This window comes from Allobosea sp. P5_A5, assembly GCF_056400625.1.
Genome location: NZ_JBFUKY010000001.1, coordinates 519,883 through 543,377 on the forward strand (window position 1 = coordinate 519,883; position 23,495 = coordinate 543,377).

17 protein-coding genes are annotated in these 23,495 nt (G+C 65.3%); 6 read left to right on the top strand and 11 right to left on the bottom strand.

The features are described 5' to 3' along the window. Positions 1 to 42: 42 nt before the first annotated feature. Together glmS and glmU are read right to left on the bottom strand one after the other, a co-directional pair. The gene (glmS, locus tag AC1DR6_RS02500) at positions 43 to 1,869 is read right to left on the bottom strand and encodes a glutamine--fructose-6-phosphate transaminase (isomerizing) (RefSeq protein ID WP_476827591.1); all 1,827 of its coding nucleotides are present in this window, start codon (positions 1,867 to 1,869) and stop codon (positions 43 to 45) included. A 108-nt stretch (positions 1,870 to 1,977) separates the two neighbouring features. Then, positions 1,978 to 3,342 (bottom strand): bifunctional UDP-N-acetylglucosamine diphosphorylase/glucosamine-1-phosphate N-acetyltransferase GlmU, encoded by a 1,365-nt coding sequence (gene glmU, locus AC1DR6_RS02505; RefSeq protein WP_476827797.1) that lies wholly within the window; start codon positions 3,340 to 3,342, stop codon positions 1,978 to 1,980. A gap of 321 nt (positions 3,343 to 3,663) precedes the next feature. On the opposite strand from glmU, the gene AC1DR6_RS02510 reads away from it, so the two are divergent. Both AC1DR6_RS02510 and mdoH read left to right on the top strand, forming a co-directional pair. Beyond that, a complete protein-coding gene (locus tag AC1DR6_RS02510) occupies positions 3,664 to 5,163 on the top strand; it encodes an OpgD/OpgG family glucan biosynthesis protein (RefSeq protein ID WP_476827592.1) in 1,500 nt (499 codons plus the stop codon). A 32-nt stretch (positions 5,164 to 5,195) separates the two neighbouring features. Beyond that, positions 5,196 to 7,337, top strand: coding sequence for a glucans biosynthesis glucosyltransferase MdoH (gene mdoH / locus AC1DR6_RS02515; RefSeq protein ID WP_476827798.1), 2,142 nt, complete (start codon positions 5,196 to 5,198; stop codon positions 7,335 to 7,337). Positions 7,338 to 7,383: 46 nt separating this feature from the next. Here the strand turns inward: mdoH and AC1DR6_RS02520 are convergent, their stop codons facing one another. The 4 genes from AC1DR6_RS02520 to tpiA all read right to left on the bottom strand — a co-directional run bounded on the left by AC1DR6_RS02520 (position 7,384) and on the right by tpiA (position 11,482). Beyond that, positions 7,384 to 8,265 carry a VOC family protein gene (locus tag AC1DR6_RS02520; RefSeq protein WP_476827593.1) on the bottom strand — a complete coding sequence of 294 codons (882 nt, stop codon included), beginning with the start codon at positions 8,263 to 8,265 and terminating at the stop codon, positions 7,384 to 7,386. 78 nt (positions 8,266 to 8,343) lie between these two features. Further along, the gene (locus tag AC1DR6_RS02525) at positions 8,344 to 9,972 is read right to left on the bottom strand and encodes a CTP synthase (protein ID WP_476827594.1); all 1,629 of its coding nucleotides are present in this window, start codon (positions 9,970 to 9,972) and stop codon (positions 8,344 to 8,346) included. 154 nt (positions 9,973 to 10,126) lie between these two features. Beyond that, positions 10,127 to 10,540, bottom strand: coding sequence for a preprotein translocase subunit SecG (gene secG, locus AC1DR6_RS02530; RefSeq protein WP_476827595.1), 414 nt, complete (start codon positions 10,538 to 10,540; stop codon positions 10,127 to 10,129). 177 nt (positions 10,541 to 10,717) lie between these two features. After that, positions 10,718 to 11,482, bottom strand: coding sequence for a triose-phosphate isomerase (tpiA, locus tag AC1DR6_RS02535; protein WP_476827596.1), 765 nt, complete (start codon positions 11,480 to 11,482; stop codon positions 10,718 to 10,720). A gap of 216 nt (positions 11,483 to 11,698) precedes the next feature. On the opposite strand from tpiA, the gene AC1DR6_RS02540 reads away from it, so the two are divergent. Together AC1DR6_RS02540 and trpE are read left to right on the top strand one after the other, a co-directional pair. Beyond that, positions 11,699 to 13,609, top strand: coding sequence for a SurA N-terminal domain-containing protein (locus AC1DR6_RS02540; RefSeq protein ID WP_476827597.1), 1,911 nt, complete (start codon positions 11,699 to 11,701; stop codon positions 13,607 to 13,609). 2 nt (positions 13,610 to 13,611) lie between these two features. After that, positions 13,612 to 15,126: an anthranilate synthase component I gene (gene trpE, locus AC1DR6_RS02545; RefSeq protein WP_476827598.1), complete on the top strand. Its 1,515-nt coding sequence runs from the start codon at positions 13,612 to 13,614 to the stop codon at positions 15,124 to 15,126. A 120-nt stretch (positions 15,127 to 15,246) separates the two neighbouring features. On the opposite strand, the gene AC1DR6_RS02550 is transcribed toward trpE, so the two are convergent. Continuing rightward, on the bottom strand, positions 15,247 to 15,819 hold the full coding sequence (locus tag AC1DR6_RS02550; protein ID WP_476827599.1) for a TIGR00645 family protein: 573 nt from the start codon (positions 15,817 to 15,819) through the stop codon (positions 15,247 to 15,249). A gap of 238 nt (positions 15,820 to 16,057) precedes the next feature. Between AC1DR6_RS02550 and AC1DR6_RS02555 the strand changes: the two genes are divergently transcribed. Continuing rightward, positions 16,058 to 16,492, top strand: coding sequence for a BA14K family protein (locus tag AC1DR6_RS02555; protein WP_476827600.1), 435 nt, complete (start codon positions 16,058 to 16,060; stop codon positions 16,490 to 16,492). Between the two features lie 261 nt (positions 16,493 to 16,753). Further along, positions 16,754 to 17,533 (top strand): exodeoxyribonuclease III, encoded by a 780-nt coding sequence (gene xth, locus AC1DR6_RS02560; protein ID WP_476827601.1) that lies wholly within the window; start codon positions 16,754 to 16,756, stop codon positions 17,531 to 17,533. 30 nt (positions 17,534 to 17,563) lie between these two features. Here xth and AC1DR6_RS02565 read toward each other — a convergent pair whose 3' ends face one another. The 4 genes from AC1DR6_RS02565 to dps all read right to left on the bottom strand — a co-directional run bounded on the left by AC1DR6_RS02565 (position 17,564) and on the right by dps (position 23,235). Further along, a complete protein-coding gene (locus tag AC1DR6_RS02565) occupies positions 17,564 to 18,310 on the bottom strand; it encodes a tetratricopeptide repeat protein (RefSeq protein WP_476827602.1) in 747 nt (248 codons plus the stop codon). 721 nt (positions 18,311 to 19,031) lie between these two features. Beyond that, positions 19,032 to 19,613, bottom strand: coding sequence for a YqaA family protein (locus AC1DR6_RS02570; protein WP_476827603.1), 582 nt, complete (start codon positions 19,611 to 19,613; stop codon positions 19,032 to 19,034). A gap of 153 nt (positions 19,614 to 19,766) precedes the next feature. Beyond that, a complete protein-coding gene (locus tag AC1DR6_RS02575; RefSeq protein ID WP_476827604.1) occupies positions 19,767 to 22,586 on the bottom strand; it encodes a valine--tRNA ligase in 2,820 nt (939 codons plus the stop codon). A gap of 133 nt (positions 22,587 to 22,719) precedes the next feature. Continuing rightward, positions 22,720 to 23,235: a DNA starvation/stationary phase protection protein Dps gene (gene dps / locus AC1DR6_RS02580; RefSeq protein WP_476827799.1), complete on the bottom strand. Its 516-nt coding sequence runs from the start codon at positions 23,233 to 23,235 to the stop codon at positions 22,720 to 22,722. Positions 23,236 to 23,495 lie beyond the last annotated feature (260 nt).

Sequence of the window (23,495 nt, forward strand, 5' to 3'; positions counted from 1 at the left end):
CCTGCAAACCCGCGATAAGAGGCGCGCGATGGCGCCCTCGCCTCACTCGACCGTGACGGATTTCGCGAGGTTGCGCGGCTGGTCGACGTCCTTGCCCATGAAAACCGCCGTTTGATAGGCGATCATCTGGATCGGCAGCGCGTAAACGATCGCCGCGAAAGTCGGGTCCATATCCGGCATCACGATCGTCGCCTCGGGCTCGATGCCGCATTCGGCGGCGCCCCTGGCGTCGGTGATCAGGATGATACGGCCGCCGCGTGCCGCGACTTCCTGCATGTTGGACGCGGTCTTCTCGAACAATGCGTCATGGGGCGCCACGACGATGACGGGCATCGCTTCGTCGATCAGCGCGATCGGCCCGTGCTTCAGCTCGCCCGCCGCATAGCCCTCGGCGTGGATGTAGCTGATTTCCTTGAGCTTCAGCGCGCCTTCCAGCGCCAGCGGGAAGCTGGTGCCGCGCCCGAGATAAAGCACGTCGCGGGCCTTCGACAGCTCGCGCGCCAGCTGCTCGATCTGCGGCTCCAGCTCGAGTGCGCGGGCCATCAGGCCGGGCAGCGCGATCATGTTTTGGACATGACGCGCCTCGTCCTCGGCGGTCAGCGTGCCGCGAGCCCGCGCGGCCGCGAGCGCGAGCGAGGCGAACACCGCCAGCTGGCAGACGAAGGCCTTCGTCGAGGCGACACCGATTTCCGGTCCGGCGAGCGTCTGCGCGACCGCGTCGCTCTCGCGAGCGATCGTCGAGGTCGGCACATTCACGATCGACAGGATGCCCTGCCCGTTCTGGCGTGCATAACGCAGGCCCGCCAGCGTATCAGCGGTTTCGCCGGACTGGGAGATGAACAGCGACAGGCCGTTTTGCGGCAGCGGCGCTTCGCGATAACGGAACTCGGAGGCAACATCGATCTCCACCGGCAAGCGGGCCAGCCGCTCGAACCAGTATTTCGCGATGAGCCCGGCATAGAAAGATGTTCCGCAGGCGCTGATCGTCAGGCGCGACAGGCCGGCCCAATCGATCTTGTCACCGAACGGCAACCGCACCTTGCCGGCCGCCATGTCCAGATACTGCGTCAGGGTGTGGCCGACGACCTCGGGCTGCTCGTAGATCTCCTTGGCCATGAAGTGGCGATGGTTGCCCTTCTCGACCAGGAAGGCGCCGGCCGCGACGCGCTGGGCACGGCGCTCCACGATGGTGTTCGATTTGTCGTAAAAGGTCGCGCCGCTGCGATGCAGCACCGCCCAGTCGCCCTCTTCGAGATAGACGATGAGATTGGTGAAGGGCGCGAGCGCGAGCGCGTCGGAGCCCAGATACATCTCGCCTTCGCCGATACCGACCGCCAACGGCGATCCCTTCCGGGCGCCGATCAGCAGGTCTTCCTCACCCTGGAACAGGAAAGCGAGCGCGAAGGCCCCATGCAGCCGCGGCAGACTCGCTGCGACGGCATCGACCGGCGTCTTGCCGCGATCGAGCTCGCGGGTGACGAGATGCGCGACGATCTCGGTGTCGGTTTCGGTTTCGAAGACGTAGCCGTCAGCCTGCAGCTCGGCCCGCAAGTCGCGGAAATTCTCGATGATGCCGTTATGGACAACGGCGAGCTTTTTCGTGGCGTGCGGGTGGGCGTTGACCTCGTTGGGCTTGCCATGGGTGGCCCAGCGGGTATGGCCAATCCCGATCATTCCATCGAGCGGCTCGCTGGAAAGGCGAACTTCGAGATTCTTCAGCTTACCTTCGGCGCGCCGCCTCACCAGCTGCCCGGCTTCGAGCGTGGCGACGCCAGCCGAATCGTAACCGCGGTATTCGAGCCGCCGCAGCGCCTCGACGACCTGGGTCGCGACCGGCTCCTTGCCGAGGATCCCGACGATGCCGCACATGCGAACTCTCCAAACCTGACGATGGGGAAGCGCATAAACGCGAAATGCGCCGCCACCTAATCAATCTGCGTGACGAACTGTGAACGGTGGCTGTGCGGCCCGACAGCGCTACGGCGCCGCCTTCTTCGCCTTGCGCGCGGACGCCACCGCGCGGAAGCGCGCGGCCCAGCCCGGCTTTTCGACCTGCCGGGCGCGGCCGACCGCCAACGCATCCGGGGCGACGTCTTCCGTGACGACGGAGCCAGAGCCGATATAGGCGTTCTCGCCGATCGTGACGGGCGCGACGAGCGAGGAGTTCGACCCCACGAAAGCCCCTGCCCCGATCGTCGTCCTCGCTTTGAAGAAACCGTCGTAGTTGCAGGTGATCGTTCCGGCTCCGATATTCGCGCCGGCGCCTACCGATGCATCGCCGATATAGGTGAGGTGGCTGACCTTGGCGCCGACGCCGATCTCGGACGCCTTGATCTCCACGAAATTGCCCACCTTGGCCTTCTCCGCCAGCTTCGCACCTGGCCGGAGGCGGCCAAACGGCCCGACGTTCGCGGCAGGACCGACCTCGGCTCCCTCCAGATGCGAAAAGGCGTGGATCACGGCGCCGTCGGCGATGCTAACACCGGGCCCGAAGACACAGTTCGGCTCGATCACCACATCGCGACCGACCTGGGTGTCGAAGCTGAAGAACACGGTTTCGGGTGCGATCAGCGTGGCGCCTTCCGCCATGACGGCGAGGCGTTTGCGGCGTTGGAACTCGGCCTCCGCGGTAGCGAGCTGAGCGCGATCGTTGACACCTTGAACCTCGTTTTCAGGGGCGCGGATCACTGTGGCATTGAGTCCCCGAGTGCGTGCCACCGCGACGGCGTCGGGCAGATAGAATTCGCGTTGGGCGTTGTCGTCGCCGATCGCCTCGAGGATCGCCAGGGCGTGCTCTCCGCTAAGCGCCATGAGGCCGGCATTGCACAGTGTGATGTCGCGCTGCGCGGGCGTCGCATCCTTGTCCTCGACGATCTCTTCGAGTTGGCCGTCACGCTCGACCAGCCGGCCATAGCCGGCGGGATTTCCGGCCTCGAAACCGAGCACGGCAACGGCCGCGCCGCCGGCAAGCTCGGCCCGCAGCGCGACGAAGGTTTCCGGCCTGACGAGCGGCGTGTCGGCGAAGGCGATGATGATGTCGTTGTAACCCTGCGCGAGCGCTTCCCGCGCCGCCAGCACGGCATGCGCGGTGCCGCGTCGTTCATGCTGGTGGGCGAGCGAAGTACCCGGAAGACGGCGCTGCGCCTCCTGCCCAACCTCGGGACGCCCGGGCGAAACGACCACGACGACAGATTGCGCGCCGGCGTCCGCCACAGCTGCGAGCGCATGGCCCAGCAGAGAACGGCCTCCCACCTCGTGCAGCACTTTCGGCCGGGCGGATTTCATCCGCGTCCCCTCGCCTGCCGCCAGAATGATGGCGAGGCAGGAGCGGCCGGACTGCATTTCCGTCATCTTTATCGTTTCCCATCAGGCGAGACCAAGGTCGTGCCTACAATTCCATGCATGCGGGTGTTGCAGGCGCAGTGGATAGCCGATCCGCGCGGCTTTTGCCAAAGTCATCGCGGAGATTGAAGGGGGTCATGCGGCCGAGCCATGCGCCGTGGCGAAAACGACGCCGTTTTCGCGTGCCGACTCCTTCCAGCTCCATTGGAAATGCTCTAGAAGCGCGGAGGGCGAGGGCGTCGCCCTGCGCAGTTGGGTAAAATGTCGAAGTCGTTGAATCGCAGGCAATTTCTCGAAGCGGCGGCCAGCGGGGCCGCTGCCATGTCGATAGCGGGCTCGGCCGCCGCGCAGAACGCGACGGGCGCCGGCGCCTTCACCATCCAGACGTTGACGGACGGCCAGCGCTTCGACCCTGCCAAGGTGGTCGAGGCCGCCAAGGCGCTGGCGCAGAAGCCGCTGATTCCCCTGAACGCGACCGACCTGCCGGAGGGATATACTAACCTCCCCTTCGACCAGTTCCAGGGGATCAGGCTTCAGCCGGCCGCCGCGATCTGGGCGGGCGAAAACCGGGGCTTTACGCTTGAGCCGCTGCATCGCGGCTATGTTTTTTCCAATCCCGTCAGCCTCTTCACCGTCGAGGACGAGGTCATTCACCGGGTCGGGTTCGATCGCAGCAAGTTCGATTATGGCCGCGTCACGCCGCCTTCGACCAATGCCGATCTGCAGTTTTCCGGCATGCGTATCTCAACGGGGCTGGAACGCCCGTTCGAGGTGGCAAGCTTCCAGGGCGCGACCTTCTTCAAGGCGATCGCGCGAGGACAGAACTTCGGCTCCATCGCTCGCGCGCTGATCGTGCGGCCAGGCGAGCAGCGCGGCGAGGAGATCCCGTTCTTCCGGGCGTTCTGGATCGAGCGGCCCAACCCCGCCACGGCCGCCCTCGTCATTCACGGCCTGATGGATTCCGAAAGCGTGGCCGGCGCGGTGCGCCTGACGCTGCGGCCGGGCGACGTCACCTTCATCGATGTCGAGACCACGCTGTTCGCGCGCCAGGCGTTGGAGCATATCGGCTTTGGCTGCGCGATGGGGACCTTCTTCGCCGGGCCGCAGAGCCGCCGGACCTTCGATGATATCCGCCCGTCGATCTACGAGGTGTCCGGCGTGCAGATGCAGTCCGGCAGCGGCGAGTGGATCTACCGCCCTGTCAGCAACCCGGCCGCGCTTCAAGTCTCGTCTTTCGTGGACGACAATCCCAAGGGGTTCGGCTTGGTCCAGCGCGAGCGCGACCCGGCCGCCTTCTCCGACGACGACCAGCGCTTCGAATCGCGCCCCAGCGTATGGATGGAGACGCTGGGCGATTGGGGCGCCGGCTCCGTCCAGCTCATCGAAATTCCCAGCGATTCCGAGCAGAACGACAACGTCATCATGTATTGGCGGCCAAAGCAGCCTTTGGCCGCCGGCAGCGAAACCACCGTCAACTACCGGCAGGCCTGGTGCTGGCAGCCGCCGGAGCGGCCGGACCTCGCCATCGCGACCCGCATGCGTCAAGGCAAGGGCTCGCAAGGGCGCCGCCGCCGTTTCGTCGTCGAGTTCGCTGGCGACAAGCTCGCCGATCCCGCGCTCGTCGCCTCGACCAAGGCGATGATCACGAGCCAGCCCGGGACCGTCCAGAATGTTCGCATCTGGCCCTATCCTGAGCGCAAGCTGATGCGCGTCGGCTTCGAGATCGACCCCGGCACCGACACCCTTTGCGAGCTCAGACTCGTCCTGCAATCGGGCAATCAGCCCATTTCCGAGACCTGGTTGAACCGATGGACGTGGTGAGCGAGCTGCGCCCGGAGGCAGCGGCGTCCGAGATGCGCTACAATCCGGCCCACGAACCCGCGACGCCGCCGGAAAGCCGGCTGGTCATGCCGGTCCAGTCGTTTCGCGTGTGGAACAAGGCGGAGCGTCGCAGCCCCGCCGCACCGGGAAACTGGACGACGCCCTGGCTGAAGCGGCTTTTCGTCTTCGGCGGTGGCCTGGCGCTCACGGCCTATGGCGCGTGGGAAATGTACCATGTCGTGTCTGTCAGCCGCACGACGTCGCTGCAGTACGTTTTGCTGGTGCTGTTCACGATCAACTTCTCGTGGATCGCGCTTGCCTTCACCAGCGCTGTGCTGGGCTTTTTCGGCGTGCTGATGGGTGCCGGCAAGGCGCCCCATGCCGACACCTTGCAGCATCGCACCGTCGTCGTGATGCCGATCTACAATGAATCCTCGGCGCGGACTTTTGCGGCGGTCGCCGCCATCCGGGAATCCGTCGAGGCAACGGGGCTCGGCGCGCATTTCGATTACTTCATCGTCTCGGACACGACCAACCCGGACATCTGGATCGCCGAGGAGCGTGCCTTCCTGGCCCTGCGCGAGCGTATCGGACCCCAATCGCGGCTGTATTATCGCCATCGCCCGAAGAACCACCATCGCAAGGCCGGCAATATCGCCGACTTCGTCACGCGCTGGGGTGGGCATTACGAGCAAATGGTGGTGCTCGACGCCGACAGTCTGATGACCGGCACCTGCATCGTGCGCCTCGCCGCCGCGATGGAGGCCGATCCCGATGCCGGCATCATCCAGTCGCTGCCGCTGATCATCAACCGGAACACCTTCTTCGCCCGGCTCCAGCAATTCGCCGCGCGCGTCTACGGACCCGTCATCGCCACGGGGCTGGCGATGTGGTCGGGCCGCGACGGCAATTACTGGGGCCACAACGCGATCATCCGCACCAAGGCCTTCGCCGACCATTGCGGCCTGCCGGATCTCAAGGGCAAGCCGCCCTTCGGCGGCCATGTGCTCTCGCATGATTTCGTCGAGGCGGCGCTCATCCGGCGTGCCGGCTGGTCGGTTTACATGCTGCCGGACCTGACGGGCTCCTACGAGGAAAGCCCGCCCTCGCTGATCGATGTCTCCGTCCGCGACCGGCGTTGGGCGCAAGGCAATCTCCAGCATTCGCGCGTCATCGGCGCGAAGGGCTTCGTCTCGCCGACACGTCAGCACTTCGCCACCGGCATCATGGGCTATCTCGCCTCGCCCTTCTGGCTGATGCAGCTCGTGGTCGGCATCCTGATCGTGCTGCAGGTGAATTATGCGCGGCCCGAGTACTTCACGCAGGAGTTTACGCTCTTCCCGGTCTGGCCGCGATTCGATCCGGAGCGCGCCTTGCGGCTTTTCGCGCTGACCATGGCGATCCTGCTGGCGCCGAAAGTCTTCGGGCTCCTGCTGACGCTGTTTCGGACGCGCTTGCGCAGGGCTGGCGGAGGCGCCATCCGCCTGATCGTCTCGGCGCTGATCGAAGTGCTGTTCTCTGCCTTCTTCGCGCCGATCATGATGCTGATCCAGTCGGGCTCGGTCTTCCAGATCCTGCTCGGACGCGACACCGGCTGGAATCCGCAGCGGCGCGACGACGGATCGATCCCCATGAAGGACATCGTGCGCCGGCACCGCACCCATACGGCGCTTGGCCTCATCGCCGGCCTTTCGGCGTTCATGATCGCGACGTCGCTCTTCGCCTGGATGTCGCCCACGATCGTCGGCTTGGTGCTGGCGATCCCGCTGTCCTGGGCTTCGGGCCAGCTTGCGATCGGGCTCTGGCTGAAGCGCCACAAGCTACTGCTGACGCCGGAGGAAGGCGAGCCACCACCAATCGCGCTGCGTGCCAACGCACTTCAAGCTGAATTCGCCGCAGCCGGCTTCGACGATGCGGACGCCATGACCGCGCTCCATGCCGATGCCGAGCTGCGCCACGCCCACGAGCTGATGCTGCCGGACGCGCAGCCCCGTCGTCGCGGCGAGGTCGAGCCGGACCGCGCCGTTGCACAGGCCAAGCTCGTCGACGCGGAGGCAATCGAGGATGCCGCGATTTGGCTGAAGCCGAAAGAGCGCATGGTGGTGCTCCACGACCGGGCGCTGATCGGCTTGCTGGCATCCCTGCCGGCAGAGCGTGGGGGTTCTGCCGCCTGAGATCGTCCGGGTGAGCGGCCCAGCTCCCGCCAACTCTCCCCCGGCTTTACGCCGGCTCGAAGGCGATCAGGCAGCCCATCGCGTCCTGAGCCTGGATGAAGACGCGCTCTTCGCCCCGGATGAAGGGGATGCCAGCCGTCTCCAACCGGGTAGCAATGGCCTCGACATCGGATACCCCGACACAGAAGCCGAGGAAGCGAGCAGGCGTCGTTTCCGGTTCGAGCTGATAGGCAGCCCGCGCGGCCTCGGGGTCGAGGACATCGAGGCGCCCGCGCGGCAAAGCGAGGATATAGTCCTCGTTGCCTTCCATCACCTCGGCACTGCCCGTGAAGGCGGTCAGGAACGCGCGGTGCGCGGCTGGCTCCTCCGCCAGCATAACGGCAGCGGCGAGCCCCGTCGCCCCATTCGGGTGCTGCTGGAAATCGGGATTCCAGAAATTCTGCGGTTCGAGCTGCTGGCAGGTGAAGAAACCGCATTCCGGCGCGCGGGGATCGGCCGCGAAGGCGAGTTCGAACGCGACGCGGACCGCGGTCCCGTCAGGTCGCTTGCCTTGGCGCTCGAAGAAAAACGGGACGAAATCGCCGATGCCCGCTGCCTGGAACTCGGCGGCATCGGCCTTGGCGTCCCGGCTCTCGAGAACGAGCATCGCCAACCCCTCGCCCTGCCCCGCCAGAGCGTCGCGCACGAACGCACCAAACGAGAAGCTGCGCTCGGCATGCGGCGGAATCGCACCTGGGTCGCCGATCGTCACCAGTTCCAGAAACGCGCCCGGAAACTGGACGATGCGGTTCTCGGTGCCCCAGGGGTGCCGGTTGCGGCTGCCGACCCTGAAGCCGAGCCGTTCATAGAACGCGCCGGCGGCGTCGAGATCGCGAACGCCGATGACGAGATGGTCGAGGCCGCGGGGGCTGTAAACGGTGGCAGTCATGGCAGGCTCCGTCGAAGCAGGGCCGCCAAGCCTAGCAAGCGCAAGGGCAGCTGCGCCACCCCATGCGACGTCGTGCCGTCAGACCAACCGGCTTTGCGCCTTTGCCGCCTCGATGAAGCTGGCGAAGAGCGGGTGCGGCTCGAACGGGCGTGATTTCAGCTCGGGGTGATACTGAACGCCGATGAACCAGGGGTGGTCGGGATATTCGACCGTCTCTGGCAGCAGACCATCTGGCGAGAGGCCAGCGAAGCGCATGCCCTTGGCCTCGAGCTTGTCGCGATAGCCCATATTGACCTCGTAACGATGGCGGTGCCGCTCCGAAATCTCGGTCGAGCCATAAATCTGCGCGATCTTGGACCCTTCCGCCAAGCTCGATGCATAGGCGCCGAGCCGCATCGTGCCGCCGAGATTACCATTCGAAGCGCGCTGCTCCAGCTCGTTGCCGCGCATCCACTCCGTCATCAGGCCGACGACCGGCTCCTGCGCCGGGCCGAACTCGGTCGAATTCGCGTTTTCGATACCGGCGAGCGAGCGCGCCGCCTCGATCACCGCCATCTGCATGCCGAAGCAGATGCCGAAATACGGCACTTTGCGCTGCCTGGCGAAGGTCGCAGCCTTGATCTTGCCCTCGGCGCCACGATGACCGAAGCCGCCCGGCACAAGAATGCCGTGGACATGATCGAGGAACGGCGTCGGGTCCTCCTTCTCGAAGACCTCGGACTCGATCCAGTCGAGGTTGACCTTGACGTTCGCGGCGATGCCTCCATGGGTCAGAGCCTCGATCAGCGACTTATAGGCGTCCTTCATGCCGGTGTATTTACCGACGACGGCGATGGTGACTTCGCCTTCGGGGTTCTTCACCCGCTCGGAAATGCGGGTCCAGTTCGAGACGTCCGGCTCGGCCGAGGCGTCGAGCCCGAAGGCGGCCAGCACCTCGTTATCGAGCCCTTCCGCGTGATAGGACAGCGGTACATCGTAGATCGAGGCGACGTCGCGGGCCTCGATCACCGCCGTCTCGCGGACATTGCAGAACAGCGCAAGCTTGCGGCGCTCCTCACGCGGGATTTCGCGGTCGGTGCGGCAGAGCAGGATATCGGGCTGGATGCCGATCGACCGCAGCTCGGCGACCGAATGCTGGGTCGGCTTGGTCTTCAGCTCGCCTGCGGTCGGAATATAGGGCAGCAGCGTCAGATGGATGAAGATGCACTGACCGCGCGGCAGCTGCTGGTTGACCTGCCGGATCGACTCCAGGAACGGCAGGCTCTCGATGTCGCCGACGGTGCCGCCGATCTCGATCAGCGTGAAGTCGTAATCCTCGTTGCCGTCGAGCACGAACTCCTTGATCGCGTTGGTGACGTGCGGGACGATCTGGATGGTTGCGCCGAGATAGTCGCCGCGCCGCTCCTTGGTCAGGATGTCCATGTAGATGCGACCGGTGGTGATGTTGTCGCCCCGATTGCAGGGCCGGCCGGTAAAGCGCTCGTAATGGCCGAGGTCGAGGTCGGTCTCGGCGCCGTCATCCGTGACGAAGACCTCACCATGCTGATACGGGCTCATCGTGCCCGGATCGACATTGAGGTAGGGGTCGAGCTTGCGCAGGCGGACCTTGTAGCCGCGCGCCTGAAGAAGGGCCGCGAGAGCCGCCGCCGCCAGGCCTTTGCCGAGCGAGGACACCACGCCGCCGGTGATGAAAACATACCGCGTCATGGGAGGTCACCTTTATCGCTACGGGTTCGATTCGCTAGACACTTGCGGTGCAGTCCCGCCCTGCCCTGAGCGCTTGTCCACAAAAGAGAAGGCCGGTTTCCCGGCCCGCTCTCACCTCTAAAGAGAAGGGCCGGTTTCCCGGCCCCGCCCTGTACTACTGCTGCGGCGCGGGCGCCGATGGAGTCGGCGGCTGCGCGCCACCCTGATTCTGGTTCTGCATCTGGCGCAGCTGATCGAGCACGCCGCCAGCATTGGGCGCGCTCGGTGAAGCCGGGGCCGAGGGATTGGCCGGCGCGGTCGTCGCAGGCGCACCATCGATGATCGAGCGCTGCACCCGGCCGCGATTGGCTACGACCGCCAGCACGATCGAAGTCAGGAAGAACAGGCCGGCGAGGATTGCGGTGGCTCGCGTCAAGGCATTGGCCTGGCCGCGCCCCGTCATGAAGCCACCGGCACCGCCGCCGCCAGAGCCCATGCCCAGCCCGCCCCCTTCGGAGCGCTGCAGCAGCACGACGCCGACGAGCGCGACGACGATGATCAGGTGGATGACGATCAGAACGTTCTGCATGGTCTCACGAAATGGGCATGGCGCGGGCCGCCACCAAGGGCCGTCCGCTCCTCCTCATAATCGAGGCGAATTCGGCGCGGCAATAGCATGCGCATTCCCGGCACGCCACCCCTCGCAGTCCTCGCCCGTCCTCGGCCCGTGCAGGCCCTACCTTTAGCCCGCGTAGGCCTTGGGCCCTCAAGCCGCGCAGGCCTTGGCGATGGCGAGGAAATCCGCCGCCTTGAGACTCGCGCCGCCGACAAGCGCGCCATCGACATGCGCGACGTTCATCAGCTCAGCTGCGTTGGAAGGCTTGACCGATCCGCCATAGAGCAACCGAACGCCTGCTGCCGCCTGCCTGCCGACGATGCGGGCGAGGTCGGCGCGAAGCAAAGCATGCATTTCGGCGACGTCGTCGACTGTCGGCGTCAGGCCCGTGCCGATCGCCCAGACCGGTTCATAGGCTACGACCAGGCTGCCGCCGTCGAGGCCTTCGAGAATCGAACTCTTGAGCTGCTTGCGCACGACGGCCAGAGCCTTGCCGGCCTCACGCTCCTCACGCGTCTCGCCAACGCAGACGATTGGCACGAGGAGCGCCTTGCGCGCCGCGGCCGCCTTGGCTTGCACCGTCGCATTGCTTTCGCCATGAATCGTCCGCCGCTCTGAATGGCCGACGATGCAGAAACTCGCACCGGCATCGGCGAGCATTCCGGCCGAGACTTCTCCGGTGAAGGCTCCGGATGGCTCGATGCCGCAATCCTGCCCGCCTGTCGCGATGCGCGAGCCGATCAAGGCGGCGGTGGCGGTGAACAGCAGCGTCGCCGGGGGGCAGATGGCGAGATCCACGGCGGCTTTCAGACCGGCATCGTAGCCTTTCGCGATCTCCGCCATGATGGCGAGATCGGCCTTGAGCCCGTTCATCTTCCAGTTGCCTGCAACCAGCGGCCTGATGCTGCGCGTCACGTCGTTCCTCCAAAACCTGCAGGTTCGGAAATCTGCAGGTTCGGCTGTACCAACGCCCGCCCGCCGCCGCAATCGCATGACAAGGCCTGGACCGGCACCGAGGCTGCGGCCGCACGACGATTGCGGCTTTCGGCGCCGGTTCCTATAAGCAGCGCCGACAAATTCGCGCGCGGGCTCTACGGGCCCCGCGAACAGGTTCAGGGAAAGACAGCTTTCATGATGATGCAGGGCATCCGCAAGGCGGGACAGGGGGTCATCGGAAAGACCATCATCGCCATCATGTTCAGCGTCCTCATCGGCTCGTTCGCGATCTGGGGTGTCGGCGACATCTTCCGTGGCTATGGCCGCAACGAGGTGGCGAAGGTCGGCCAGACCGAGATCGGCGTCGAGCAGACCCGCACCGCCTATCAAAACGAGATCCAAAACCTCACGCGCCAGCAGCGCCGCCCGATCTCGCCGGAGGCCGCGCGTGCGCTCGGACTGGACCGGCAGGTGCTGTCGCGCCTGCTCGCCGACGCGACGCTGGACCAGACCGCGAAGTCGATGGGCCTCGCGGTCTCCGACGAGACGATCCGCAACCTGATCTTCGACGACCAGGTCTTCAGGGATGCAGCGGGCCAGTTCTCGGCGGCGCGCTTCAACGAATTGCTGCGCACGAACGGCTATACCGAACAGAGCTATGTCGCGATCCAGCGCCAGGCTGTCCTGCGCCAGGAGCTGTCGGAGATGGTCACAGGCGGCTTCACCGTGCCCGTCGCGCTGCAGGAAATCGGCAGCCGCCTGCGTAATGAAAAGCGGGCCATCACCTTCGCGCGGATGCCCGCCAGCGCGGCTGGCGAGATCGCCGCGCCGACCCAGGACCAACTCACGACGTTCTTCAACGAGCGCAAGATCGCGTTCCGCGCGCCGGAATATCGCACCGCCTCCATGCTGGCTCTGACCGCCGGCGCCCTGGCTGATCCCGCCAAGGTCACGGATGCCGAGGCCAAGGCGCGCTATGAGGCCGACAAGGCCCGCTATACGACGGTCGAGACCCGTACCCTCCAGCAGATCGCGTTTCCGAACGAGGACGACGCGAAGGCTGCCAAGGCGAAGATCGATGGCGGAGAGACCTTCGACGAAGTCGCGACCGAACGGAATGTCGCCTTCGCCGACCTGACGCTGGGCACCTTCACCCGCGACCAGATTTTCGATCCCGCCGTTCGCGACGCGGCCTTCGCGCTCGAGCCGGAGGGCGTCAGCGCGCCGGTGAAGAGCGCGTTCGGCACGGTGCTGCTGCGGGTGACCAAGGTTGATCCGCAGCATGTGCGACCGTTCGAGGAGGTCGCCGACGAGGTCAGGAAAGAGGTCGCGACCGGCCGCGCGTCCAGCCGCATCACCGAGTTGCACGACAAGATCGAGGACGAGCGCGCCTCGGCGAAGCCGCTCGCCGAGATCGCCAAGCAATTCGGCATAGAACTGCGCAGCGCCGGCCCGATCAGCCAGGCGATGATCAAGCCCGACGGGACCAAGGAAGAGGCTTTGCCCGGCGGCGACGCGACGCTGCGCGCCATCTTCGCGTCCGATCTCGGCGTCGACAACGAGGCGATCCGCCTGCCGCAGAATGGTGGCTATGTCTGGTTCGACGTGAGCAAGATCGATCCCGCGCGCGAGCGCAACTTCGATGAGGTGAAGGCCGACGTCGAGCAGCAATGGCGCGCCGACGAGACCTCCTCGAAGCTCTCGACCAAGGCACGCGAACTGGCCCAGCGCCTCGACAAAGGCGAGGCCTTCGACACCGTGGCCGCTTCGGCCGGCCTCACCGTCGAGACCGCGAGCGATCTCGGCCGCCAGGATCAGCGTCCCGAACTGCCGGGTGGCGTCGTGACACAGATCTTCGGCACCTATGCCGGCAAGAGCGGCTCGGCAGCCGGCGCTGATGGCGGCCGCATCCTGTTCAAGGTCGATTCGGCGACGACGGCGCCTTATGTCCGCACGACGCAGGAGGCCGAGAATTTCGTGAAGGCCCTCTCCGGCAATATCGCCGACGACATGCTTCTCCAATACGTCTCGCGCCGCCAGGCCGAACTCGGCACCAGCATCAACGAGGCCGCCTTCCGCAATGCCACCGGAGGCACGCAGAATTGACGATGGAGGGCTTCCAGGAGTTCGAGCGCTTCGCGAAGGCTTATGAGAGCGGCGCTCCGCAGCTTCTCACGCGCGTGCTCGTCGGCGATTGCGAGACGCCGGTCGCGGCCTTCCTGAAGCTGCGGCATGCGACGAGCGGCCCGGCCTTCCTGCTCGAATCGGTCGAGGGTGGCGCCGTGCGCGGGCGCTACTCGATGATCGGGCTGGAGCCGGACCTGATCTGGCGCTGCCATCGCGGCGTCGCCTCGATCTGCCGACCGGCGCTGGGGGACAGCTTCCTCGACGATCCGCGCCCGGCGTTCGAGAGCCTGCGGGCGCTGCTGGAGGAGAGCTTCATCCCGGACGCCGACGGATTGCCGCCGATGGCGGCCGGCGTCTTCGGCTATCTTGGCTACGACATGGTGCGACTGATGGAGCGCCTGCCCGAGCCGAAAGAGACCGGCACGGGCGTTCCCGACGCGATCCTGACGCGGCCGACGCTGATGGCTGTGTTCGATGCGGTGCGCGACGAGATCCATCTGGTCACCCCGGTGCGTCACCAGCCTGGCATCGCCGCGCGCCATGCCTATGAGCGGGCGCAGGAGCGGATCGAGGCGGTCGCCCGAGCTCTGGAAGGCGCCCTCCCCGTCGAGGCCGAGATCGACATCGCCGCCCTGCCCGAGCCGATGACCACCTCGAATACGAGCGAGGACGAGTACCTCGCCATGGTCGCGAAGGCGAAGGAGTACATCCGCGCCGGCGACATCTTCCAGGTCGTGCTCTCGCAGCGTTTCGAGGCCCCGTTCGCTCTGCCGCCCTTCGCGCTCTACCGGGCGCTGCGGCGGGTCAACCCCTCGCCTTTCCTGTCCTATCTCGACTTCGCCGACTTCCAAATCGTCTGCTCCAGTCCCGAAATCCTGGTCCGACTGCGCGACGACACCGTCACCATCCGCCCGATCGCCGGAACGCGCCGTCGCGGCGCGACGCCGGGCGAGGACGAGGCGTTGGCGGCCGAGCTGCTGGCCGATCCCAAGGAGCGAGCCGAGCACCTGATGCTACTCGATCTCGGCCGCAACGATGTCGGCCGCGTCGCCGAAATCGGCACGGTGAAGGTGACCGATTCCTTCTTCGTCGAGCGCTACAGCCAGGTGATGCACATCGTCTCGAACGTCGAGGGGCGGATCGATCGGAAGCACGATTCGCTCGCGGCATTGATCGCGGGATTTCCAGCAGGCACCGTCTCCGGCGCACCGAAGGTCCGGGCGATGGAAATCATCGACGAGCTGGAGCGCGACGCGCGCGGAGCTTATGCCGGCTGCATCGGCTATTTCGGCGCGAACGGCGAGATGGATACCTGCATCGTGCTGCGGACGGCCGTGGTCAAGGATGGCAAGATGCATGTCCAGGCCGGCGCCGGCATCGTCTACGATTCGAACCCCGCGTCCGAGCAGGAGGAGTGCGCCAACAAGGCCAAGGCGCTCTTCCGCGCCGCCGAGGAAGCGATCCGCTTCGCGGCGCGCAGCGAGCGCGGACAGTAGGGGTTTTTGCGCTCGTCATGCTCGGGCTTGACCCGGGCATCTCGGAAACGAGTACCTCTTCGTCATGAGATTCTCGGGTCACCGCTGCGCGGCGCCCGAGAATGACGCTTTTCGACTGCGTCAGTGCCCCCTGGCGGGCGCGGAGGTCATCTTGTCGACCCAGGCGATGCCGATGGCCGAGAGAATGAAGACGACGTGGATCAGGGTCTGCAGCAGCACCCCCGATTCCGTGTAGTTCGTGGTGCGGCCGAGGCCGCCGATGTTACCGGCCTCGATGAACGTCCGCAGCAGGTGGATGGACGAGATGCCGATGATCGCCATCGCCAGCTTGATCTTGAGAACGCTCGCATTGACGTGGCTGAGCCATTCCGGCTGATCGGGGTGCCCCTCAAGTCGCAGGCGCGAAACGAAGGTTTCGTAGCCGCCGATGATGACCATGATCAGCAGGTTGGAGATCATCACCACATCGATCAGGCCCAGCACCACAAGCATGATCTGCTGCTCGGTGAACTCGAAGGCGTGCGTGACGAGATGGTAGAGTTCCTTGATGAACAGGAAGACATAGACGCATTGGGCGACGATGAGACCGAGATAGAGCGGCAATTGCAGCCAGCGGCTCCCGAAGATCAGCGCTGGCAGCGGCTTCATCGGGCCGAGAGGCGCGCTATGGATGGGGGTGCCGGATTGGGCCATGGTGCGGGCAATGTCCTCTGAATTGGTACGGATGGTGCGATGCAACGCTAGATGGCGGCATCATTGCCGATGCGCAAGTTGGCCCGGTAGTCGAGACCCAAGCCGACGCGATGTGACCGCGCCATGACGGCTCCGCCAGCCGCCGCTCTTTCATCGCGCGCGATGACCCGCTAAATTCCGCGTGATCGAGAGGAACATGCGGCCCTCCACCCGCATTGACGCGTAAAGGAGTTTTCTGATGGTCAAGACCTTCCTCATTGCCGCCGCGATGGCTGGCACAGCCGCTGTCACGGTTCCGGCTTCTGCGGCGCCGCTCGCACCGGCTTCCGCGGTGCTCGAAAATGCTGCCAAGGCTCCGCTTGTCGAAACCGTGCAGTGGCGCCGTTATGGTTACGGTCCGCGCTACGGCTATGGCCCGCGCTATGGTTATGGCGGCGGCTGGCGTCGTGGGCCGGCGGTCGGCGCTGGCGTTGCGGCGGGCATCATCGGTGGCGCTCTGGCGGCGGGCGCTCTTGCCGCACCCCGCCCCGCTTACGCCTATCCGGCCCCCGCCTATGGCTACGGGGTCGAGGACACCGACGCCGTCGCCTATTGCTCGAGCCGCTTCCGGACCTACAACCCCGAAACCGGCACCTATATCGGCAATGGCGGCGTCATCCGTTCCTGCCCCTGATCGACCAGGCTTCGTGGTTTGTCATCAAGCTCCCCGCTTCGGCGGGGGGCTTTTTTGGGTTGAGACGACGGCTGGATGCCCGGCAATGCCGGCTTGGTTCAGTCCCAAGCCGCAGAATCGGACGGGCTTGCCATGACTGCGATCGTGCCGTTTATCCTGGGTGCTTCCGAAGCGTGTCGTGGTCAGCGGCCTGCCGTGCCGCGCATCGGTTCGGGCTGAACAGAAACAGGGGTCGCGGTCGCGGCCGATTGGAGCGGTTTCGTGCGTGTCGCCACCTGGAACGTCAATTCTGTCCGACAGCGCCTCGGCCATCTGCTCGAATTCCTGCAGGAAGCCCAGCTCGATGCGCTGTGCCTTCAGGAAATCAAATGCGTCGATGCCGATTTTCCGCGCGCCGAGATCGAAGCGGCGGGCTGGCAGGTCGAGACCCATGGCCAGAAGACGTTCAATGGCGTCGCCATCATCAGCCGCGACAAACTCGAGGATGTCCGCCGGGGTCTGCCGGGTGACGATGGCGACGAGCAGGCGCGCTATATCGAAGGCGTGCTGCCCTTCGGCGCCGGCGTCGTGCGGGTGGCCTCAATCTATCTGCCCAACGGCAATCCGCCGAACACCGAGAAATATCCCTACAAGCTTAACTGGATGAAGCGATTGACGGCCCATGCCGCCATGCTGCTGCAGCAGGAGGAGCCGCTGGTACTCGCGGGCGACTACAACGTCATTCCCGACCAGCGGGACGCGCGCGATCCCGGTGCCTGGGTCAGCGACGCGCTGTTCCTGCCGCAGACGCGCGACGCCTTCCGGAACCTGCTCAATCTGGGATTGACGGAAGCGCTGCGTGCCACGACCGATGCGGCGGGGCTCTATACGTTCTGGGATTACCAAGCCGGCGCCTGGCAGCGGAACAACGGCGTCCGGATCGACCATTTGTTGCTGTCGCCACAAGCGGCAGACCGCCTCGGCGGCGTGCAGATCGCCAAGCATGTCCGTGGCTGGGACAAGCCCTCGGACCATGTGCCGGTTCTGATCGAGCTCAACTGAGCGCGGCGGCGCCTGACCGATCCAGGCCTGTCAGCGCTGCTCGACGGGAACCCGCTGGTCCACGGGGGTGCCGGTCATTTGCTGGCGCTCGATCATCGCCAGAGCGGCGGCGCGATCCGGCGCCGAGGCAGCGGCGAAAGCCGCATCGTGGCGTTCGATGATCCAAGTCTCGCGAACCGGATCGGCGCCTTCGCGCGCCATGGCGAGCCACATCAAACCGAGGACCGGCTGGCGCGGCACGCCCTCGCCGCCACGTATGAGCATTTCGCCGAATGCGGCACGGGCCGGGGCATGGCCTTTCTCGGCCGCAAGCTTCATCCAGCGCGCGGCCTGGCGCGGATCGCGATTCGTGCCCTGCCCCTTCATGTAGAGCCGGGCAAGATTGTACTGGCCGTCCGGATCGCCGAAATAGGAAGCGGCATAGTGGAACATGTCGAAGGCGCGGTCGGGATTGGGCTTCACATAGCTGCCCTTGATGCCATCGCTGAAATAACCGCCGAGAGCGACGAAGGCATTGCCGACCATCCGGCCCTGGGCCGTGCCAGGCACCGCGTCGGCATTTTCATCCGCGATCTTGGAAAAATACTCGAAGGCCTTGAGGTCGTTGGCGGGCACGCCCTCGCCGCCCGCATACATGCGGCCAAGCTTGAACTGGGCCGCGACATGACCTTGCGAGGCCGCATATTCCAAAGCCCGCACCGCACCGACTTGGTCGCCCGCGGAGGAATCGCGCATCCAGGCGCGCAAGGCATCGCGTGCGCTGGTGAAGGGCATCATCGGTAGGGCTGTGTGAGCAGTGGGGGTATTCGGTCCCGGCGCGACGGTGGCCGCGCCTGCCAGCGGAGACGCAGGAGCCGGATCGCCCGGCTCCGGGAGGGCGATGCCCGGGATCGGCCGCGGGGGCAGCAGGGGCTGCCCGTTCGCGAAGTCCTGAGCCCGGCTGGCTTGAAGAACGCCGAGACTCAGCAAAACGCAAGCTATCGTGATCTCAGATATCCGCATCGCGATGGTTTTCGACCGCCCCTCCTGGGAAATCACGACACTGCCCCCGGCAGTGCCAACCCGACTGCACCCGGACAGCGACGCAGTCGTATCGTCGTCCTTCGTCCAAGCCGCAGCAGACGCGAAAACTTCGGCGTCAGAAAGGCGAACTCCAAGCATTCCTGTGAAGCGCCGGACGGTCGAACGCCGAGCCCGGAAGGAATCGATCGCGGGGCCGAGAAATCGGCCTCCCTGACTTGCGCGATCGAACCCCGAAACCTTCATTCGTCCCGACTCGTAACCCTCGCCCGGCGCCTGGCCAGTCGACGCTCGCCGAACCCGGAACCGCTCCGAGCCGCGCCAAACTTCCGATCGAACTCGATCTTTGGAGCTTGGCAGGCGCATTTGCTGAGCTTGGTTTGTGGCGGCTTCGCGGCGGGGTTGAATGAACCCGGCCCGCTGCATTCGATGCGAGTGCGCTGTTGCGGCAATGTCACAAACGAGTGAGTGGCGCGCCTTAGAGAACCATCGGCAGCACGAAGAAACCGCCGACCACGACGACGAGCAGGGCCAGCGCCGTCATCGGCAGATGCTTCTCGATGAAGATGCGGATGTCGTCTCCATAGAACCGCAGTGCGAGCGCGATCAGCAAGAAGAAGCTCGTCCGCGAGACCACCATGCCGATGGTGAACTTCCACAGGTCGAAATGCAGGAATCCCGACATGATCGTCACGATCTTGAAGGGGATCGGGGTCAGCCCCTTCGTGACCAGCACCCAGAACCAGTAATCCTGCGAACTGGAAATCAGTTGCGCGGCCTTGTCCTGGAGGCCGTAGAGCCCGATCAGCCAGGAACCCAGCGAGTCGTAGAGCAGGAACCCTATGCCATAGCCGACATAGCCCCCGAGTACGGCACCAAGCGAACACACGCCGGCGTAGAACCAGGCGCGATCCGGCCTCGCGATGCACATCGGCAGCAGCAAGGGAATCGGCGGCAGCGGACTGATCGAACTCTCGACGAACGTCAGCGCGAACAGCAGCCACGGAGCACCGGGATGGGACGCGTAAGAGACGCACCAGTCGTAAGCGCGCTTAAGCATGAGGCGGGTGGACCATCCTGTTATCAGCCAAGGCATGCGCATGGCAGCGCTGCGCGTGGCGCATATAAGCTTCCCTCGGGAGCGATGGCCAGTACTCTCTCGCTCCAGCGTCAATTTGACGACAGAGCGATGTCCGGATTGCGATCAGCAGGGTCAGGCGAGCCGCGCCAACGCCTCCCCGACTTTCAGCTTGCGGGCCTCGGCTGCTGCCTTTCGGTCGCGGTTCTCCTCGACGATCTCGTCTGGCGCACGCGCCATGAAATCGGGATTTCCGAGCTTCTTTTCGACCACGAGGATGTCCTGGTCGAGCTTGGCGAGTTCCTTGGTCAGGCGAGCGCGCTCGGCCTCGAGATCGATCAGCCCGGCGAGCGGCAGCGCGGCCACCTCCCCTCGCACGATGATCTGGGCCGACTGGGCCGGCGCCGCCGCCTCGAAGGAAATTGCGGAGACGCGGGCCAGCCGCTCGATCATCGGGCTCCAGCTTTCAATGGTGGCGCGGGTCGCATCGGATGCGCTGACGAGGACGAGCGGAGCCTGTGTTCCCGCTGGCACGTTCACCTCGGAGCGCACCGACCGGATGTCCGAAATCAGGTCGACGACGAAACCGATCTCGGCCTCGGCCGCGTCGTCCTTCAGCTTCGCAAGTTCCGGCCAATGCGTCAGGCAGACGAGTGAGGCATCGCCGGTCGCGAGCTTTCGGGCCGCCCCGGCCTGTACCTTCTGCGCCCATAGCTCCTCGGTGAGGAACGGCATAAACGGATGGAGGAGCTGGCAGATCGCATCGATGACATAGGCGACCGTCGCCTGCGTCTCGGCCTTCTCGGCGGCATCGACCCCTTCGCCCTGCAGCACCGGCTTGGCAAGTTCGAGATACCAGTCGCAGAACTGGTTCCAGACGAAGCGGTAAGCCGCCCCGGCCGCCTCGTTGAACCTGAAGCTCGGAATGCCGGCCGCGATCTCGTCGGCCGCCCGCGCCGCCTCGCTCAGAATCCAGCGATTCAGCGGCTGCTTCACAGCGGCAGGATCGAACCCCTCGGCCCGCAGGCAGCCATTGATCTCGGCGAAGCGGGCCGCGTTCCAGATCTTGGTCGCGAAGTTGCGATAGCCCTCGACGCGCTGCGTGCTGAGCTTGATGTCGCGGCCCTGGGCCGCCATCGCCGCCAGCGTGAAGCGGAGCGCATCGGCGCCGTATTGGTCGACGAGTACCAGCGGGTCGATGACGTTGCCTTTCGACTTCGACATCTTCGCGCCCTTCTCGTCGCGAACGATGGCGTGGATGTAGACGTCCTTGAACGGCACCTCGTCCATCGTGTTTAGGCCCATCATCATCATCCGGGCGACCCAGAAGAAGATGATGTCGAAGGCCGTGACCAGCGTCGCCGTCGGATAATAGCGGGTCAGCTCCGGGGTCTGGTCCGGCCAGCCCAGCGTGGAAAACGGCCACAGCGCCGAGGAAAACCAGGTGTCGAGCACGTCCTCGTCTCGGCGCAGCTCCACCGGCCCGCCGTAATGACCGACGGCCAGCGCCTGGGCAGAGGCCTCCGACTCGGCCACGAAAATTTCGCCGTCGGGACCGAACCAGGCCGGGATCTGGTGGCCCCACCAAAGCTGGCGCGAGACGCACCAGGGCTCGATATTCTCCAGCCAGTCGTAGAAGACCTTGGTCCAGTTCTCCGGCGTGAACCTCGTGCGACCATCCTGCACCGCTTTGATGGCGCGCTGCGCCAACGGCTTGACGTCGACATACCATTGGTCGGTGAGCCAGGGCTCGATGACGACGTCGGAACGGTCGCCATGCGGGACCGTGTGCGTATTCGGCTCGACCTTCGCAAGGAGCCCGCGCTCGGCCATCATCGCGACGATGCGGCGCCGCGCGGCGAAGCGGTCGAGACCATCAAGCGCCAGCGTCTCGGATTCCGGCTTGGCGCCTGCGAGAAAATCCTCGTTTCCGGCCAGCGTGATCCGCGCTTCCCCGTCGAGAATGTTGATGATCTCGAGCTGGTGCCGCTTGCCGACCTCGAAATCGTTGAAGTCATGCGCCGGGGTGATCTTGACCGCGCCGGTGCCTTTCTCCGGGTCGGCATAATCGTCGCCGAAAACCGGGATGACGCGACCGACGAGCGGCAGCACGGCGTTGCGGCCGATCAGACCGCCCAGCGTCTCGTTGTCGGGGTGCACGGCGATGCCGGTATCGCCCAGCATCGTTTCCGGCCGGGTGGTGGCGACGGTGATGAAGCTCGAGGGGTCAGCCGGATCGTAGATCGCGCCTTCCAGCGGGTAGTCGAAATAATAGAGATGCCCGTTCGGATCACGGCTCAGCGCCTTGTCGAGCTTGGCTTCCTCGAACGCATCCTCGCCACCGCGCTGCCATTTGAACGAGCCGGTCTTTTCGAGCTGGAGCACCTCAATGTCGGAAATCGCGGTCTGGAATTTGGGGTCCCAGTTCACCAGACGCTTGGCGCGGTAGATCAAGCCCTGCTTATGCAGGCTGACGAAGACCTTCAAAACGGCGTCGGACAGGCCTTCGTCCATCGTGAAGCGCTCGCGCGACCAGTCGCAGGAGGCGCCGAGGCGGCGAAGCTGGTTGAAGATGGTGCCGCCCGATTCTTCCTTCCATTTCCAGACTTCGGCCAGGAAAGCCTCGCGGCCCATCGTGCGGCGGTCGGTCTTGTTCTCGGCCGCCAGCTTGCGCTCGACCACCATCTGCGTCGCGATGCCGGCATGGTCGGTGCCCGGCTGCCAGAGAACGTCCTTCCCGCGCATCCGCTCGAACCGGCACAGCACGTCCTGCAGCGTGTTGTTGAGCGCGTGGCCCATATGCAGGGAGCCGGTCACGTTCGGCGGCGGAATGACGATGCAATAAGGCTCGGCGCCAGGCTGCGCGCCACGGCCGGCCTTGAAGGCCTCGGCCTCGTCCCACGCCTTGCTGATCCGGGCCTCGACGGCTGCCGGCTCGAAAGTCTTGTCCATCATCGCTTCGCTCGAACGCAGAACGGCCGGGGACCTGCCCCGGCCGTTTCAAAAGGCCAAAAGCTCTTAGAGCGTTCTAAGAGCCTATGGACGCCCCGCGCGTCAACGTTTTCGATGGCACACGCGGGCCGGCTGGTCAGCCGATATTGGACTGGATGAACCAGAGCGACTTGTCGAGCATGCGCGAATAGGCGGTGAGGATATCGGCGCTGTCGGCGTCGCCGGCCTCGTCACAAGCATCGATCGCCTCGCGCACCTTGTTGCCGGCATCGGCGTAATGCTCGACCAGGGCCTGAAGATGGTCCTGTACCGAGATGATTTCGGTCGGATACGGCTTCAGCGAGGTCATCTGCGCAGTGGTCTGCGTCGTGCCGAGCGCGATGCCGCCGAGCTGGGCGATGCGTTCCGCCACCGTATCGACATGGATGTCGAGCTCGTCGCGGAAGCCGTCCAGCATCAGGTGAATACCGATAAAGCCCGGCCCCTTGAGGTTCCAGTGCGCCTGCTTGGTGATCAGTGCGAGATCGATGCCGTCGGCGAGGCGCTCGTTCAGAACGCCGATGACCTTGGTCTTGGTATTGGAGGCCAACTCGATGCGGCTCGACTTGACGACCTTGGTCGTGTCGGCGGTCTTCGGCGCGGCGCCCTTCATGATGACATCGTTGCCCTTCGGCATCTCGCTCTTCGGCGAAGCCACCTTACCCTTGATCTTGGCCATTTTATTGATCCCCCGGATCCTGGTCGACGGACCGCATGGCGATCCAGGCGGACGGCCCCCACGGCCCCACCGATGACGACTACGCGCCGGCCCGCGCGATGTTCCGTCCTGCTCCAATCGACGAAGCGGCGGAACCTGTCGGGCCGGCTGAGGTTGAAAACCCGAGTTCAGCGGAACGTCATTCCCGAGGAGGG

Excerpts from the sequence above, each read along its gene's own strand:
- glmS (WP_476827591.1), bottom strand. The coding sequence starts at position 1,869 with ATGTGCGGCATCGTCGGGATCCTCGGCAAGGAGCCGGTCGCGACCCAG.
- glmU (WP_476827797.1), bottom strand. The coding sequence starts at position 3,342 with ATGCAGTCCGGCCGCTCCTGCCTCGCCATCATTCTGGCGGCAGGCGAG.
- AC1DR6_RS02510 (WP_476827592.1), top strand. The coding sequence starts at position 3,664 with ATGTCGATAGCGGGCTCGGCCGCCGCGCAGAACGCGACGGGCGCCGGC.
- mdoH (WP_476827798.1), top strand. The coding sequence starts at position 5,196 with ATGCGCTACAATCCGGCCCACGAACCCGCGACGCCGCCGGAAAGCCGG.
- AC1DR6_RS02520 (WP_476827593.1), bottom strand. The coding sequence starts at position 8,265 with ATGACTGCCACCGTTTACAGCCCCCGCGGCCTCGACCATCTCGTCATC.
- AC1DR6_RS02525 (WP_476827594.1), bottom strand. The coding sequence starts at position 9,972 with ATGACGCGGTATGTTTTCATCACCGGCGGCGTGGTGTCCTCGCTCGGC.
- secG (WP_476827595.1), bottom strand. The coding sequence starts at position 10,540 with ATGCAGAACGTTCTGATCGTCATCCACCTGATCATCGTCGTCGCGCTC.
- AC1DR6_RS02540 (WP_476827597.1), top strand. The coding sequence starts at position 11,699 with ATGATGATGCAGGGCATCCGCAAGGCGGGACAGGGGGTCATCGGAAAG.
- trpE (WP_476827598.1), top strand. The coding sequence starts at position 13,612 with ATGGAGGGCTTCCAGGAGTTCGAGCGCTTCGCGAAGGCTTATGAGAGC.
- AC1DR6_RS02550 (WP_476827599.1), bottom strand. The coding sequence starts at position 15,819 with ATGGCCCAATCCGGCACCCCCATCCATAGCGCGCCTCTCGGCCCGATG.
- AC1DR6_RS02555 (WP_476827600.1), top strand. The coding sequence starts at position 16,058 with ATGGTCAAGACCTTCCTCATTGCCGCCGCGATGGCTGGCACAGCCGCT.
- AC1DR6_RS02565 (WP_476827602.1), bottom strand. The coding sequence starts at position 18,310 with ATGATGCCCTTCACCAGCGCACGCGATGCCTTGCGCGCCTGGATGCGC.
- AC1DR6_RS02570 (WP_476827603.1), bottom strand. The coding sequence starts at position 19,613 with ATGCTTAAGCGCGCTTACGACTGGTGCGTCTCTTACGCGTCCCATCCC.
- AC1DR6_RS02575 (WP_476827604.1), bottom strand. The coding sequence starts at position 22,586 with ATGATGGACAAGACTTTCGAGCCGGCAGCCGTCGAGGCCCGGATCAGC.
- dps (WP_476827799.1), bottom strand. The coding sequence starts at position 23,235 with ATGAAGGGCGCCGCGCCGAAGACCGCCGACACGACCAAGGTCGTCAAG.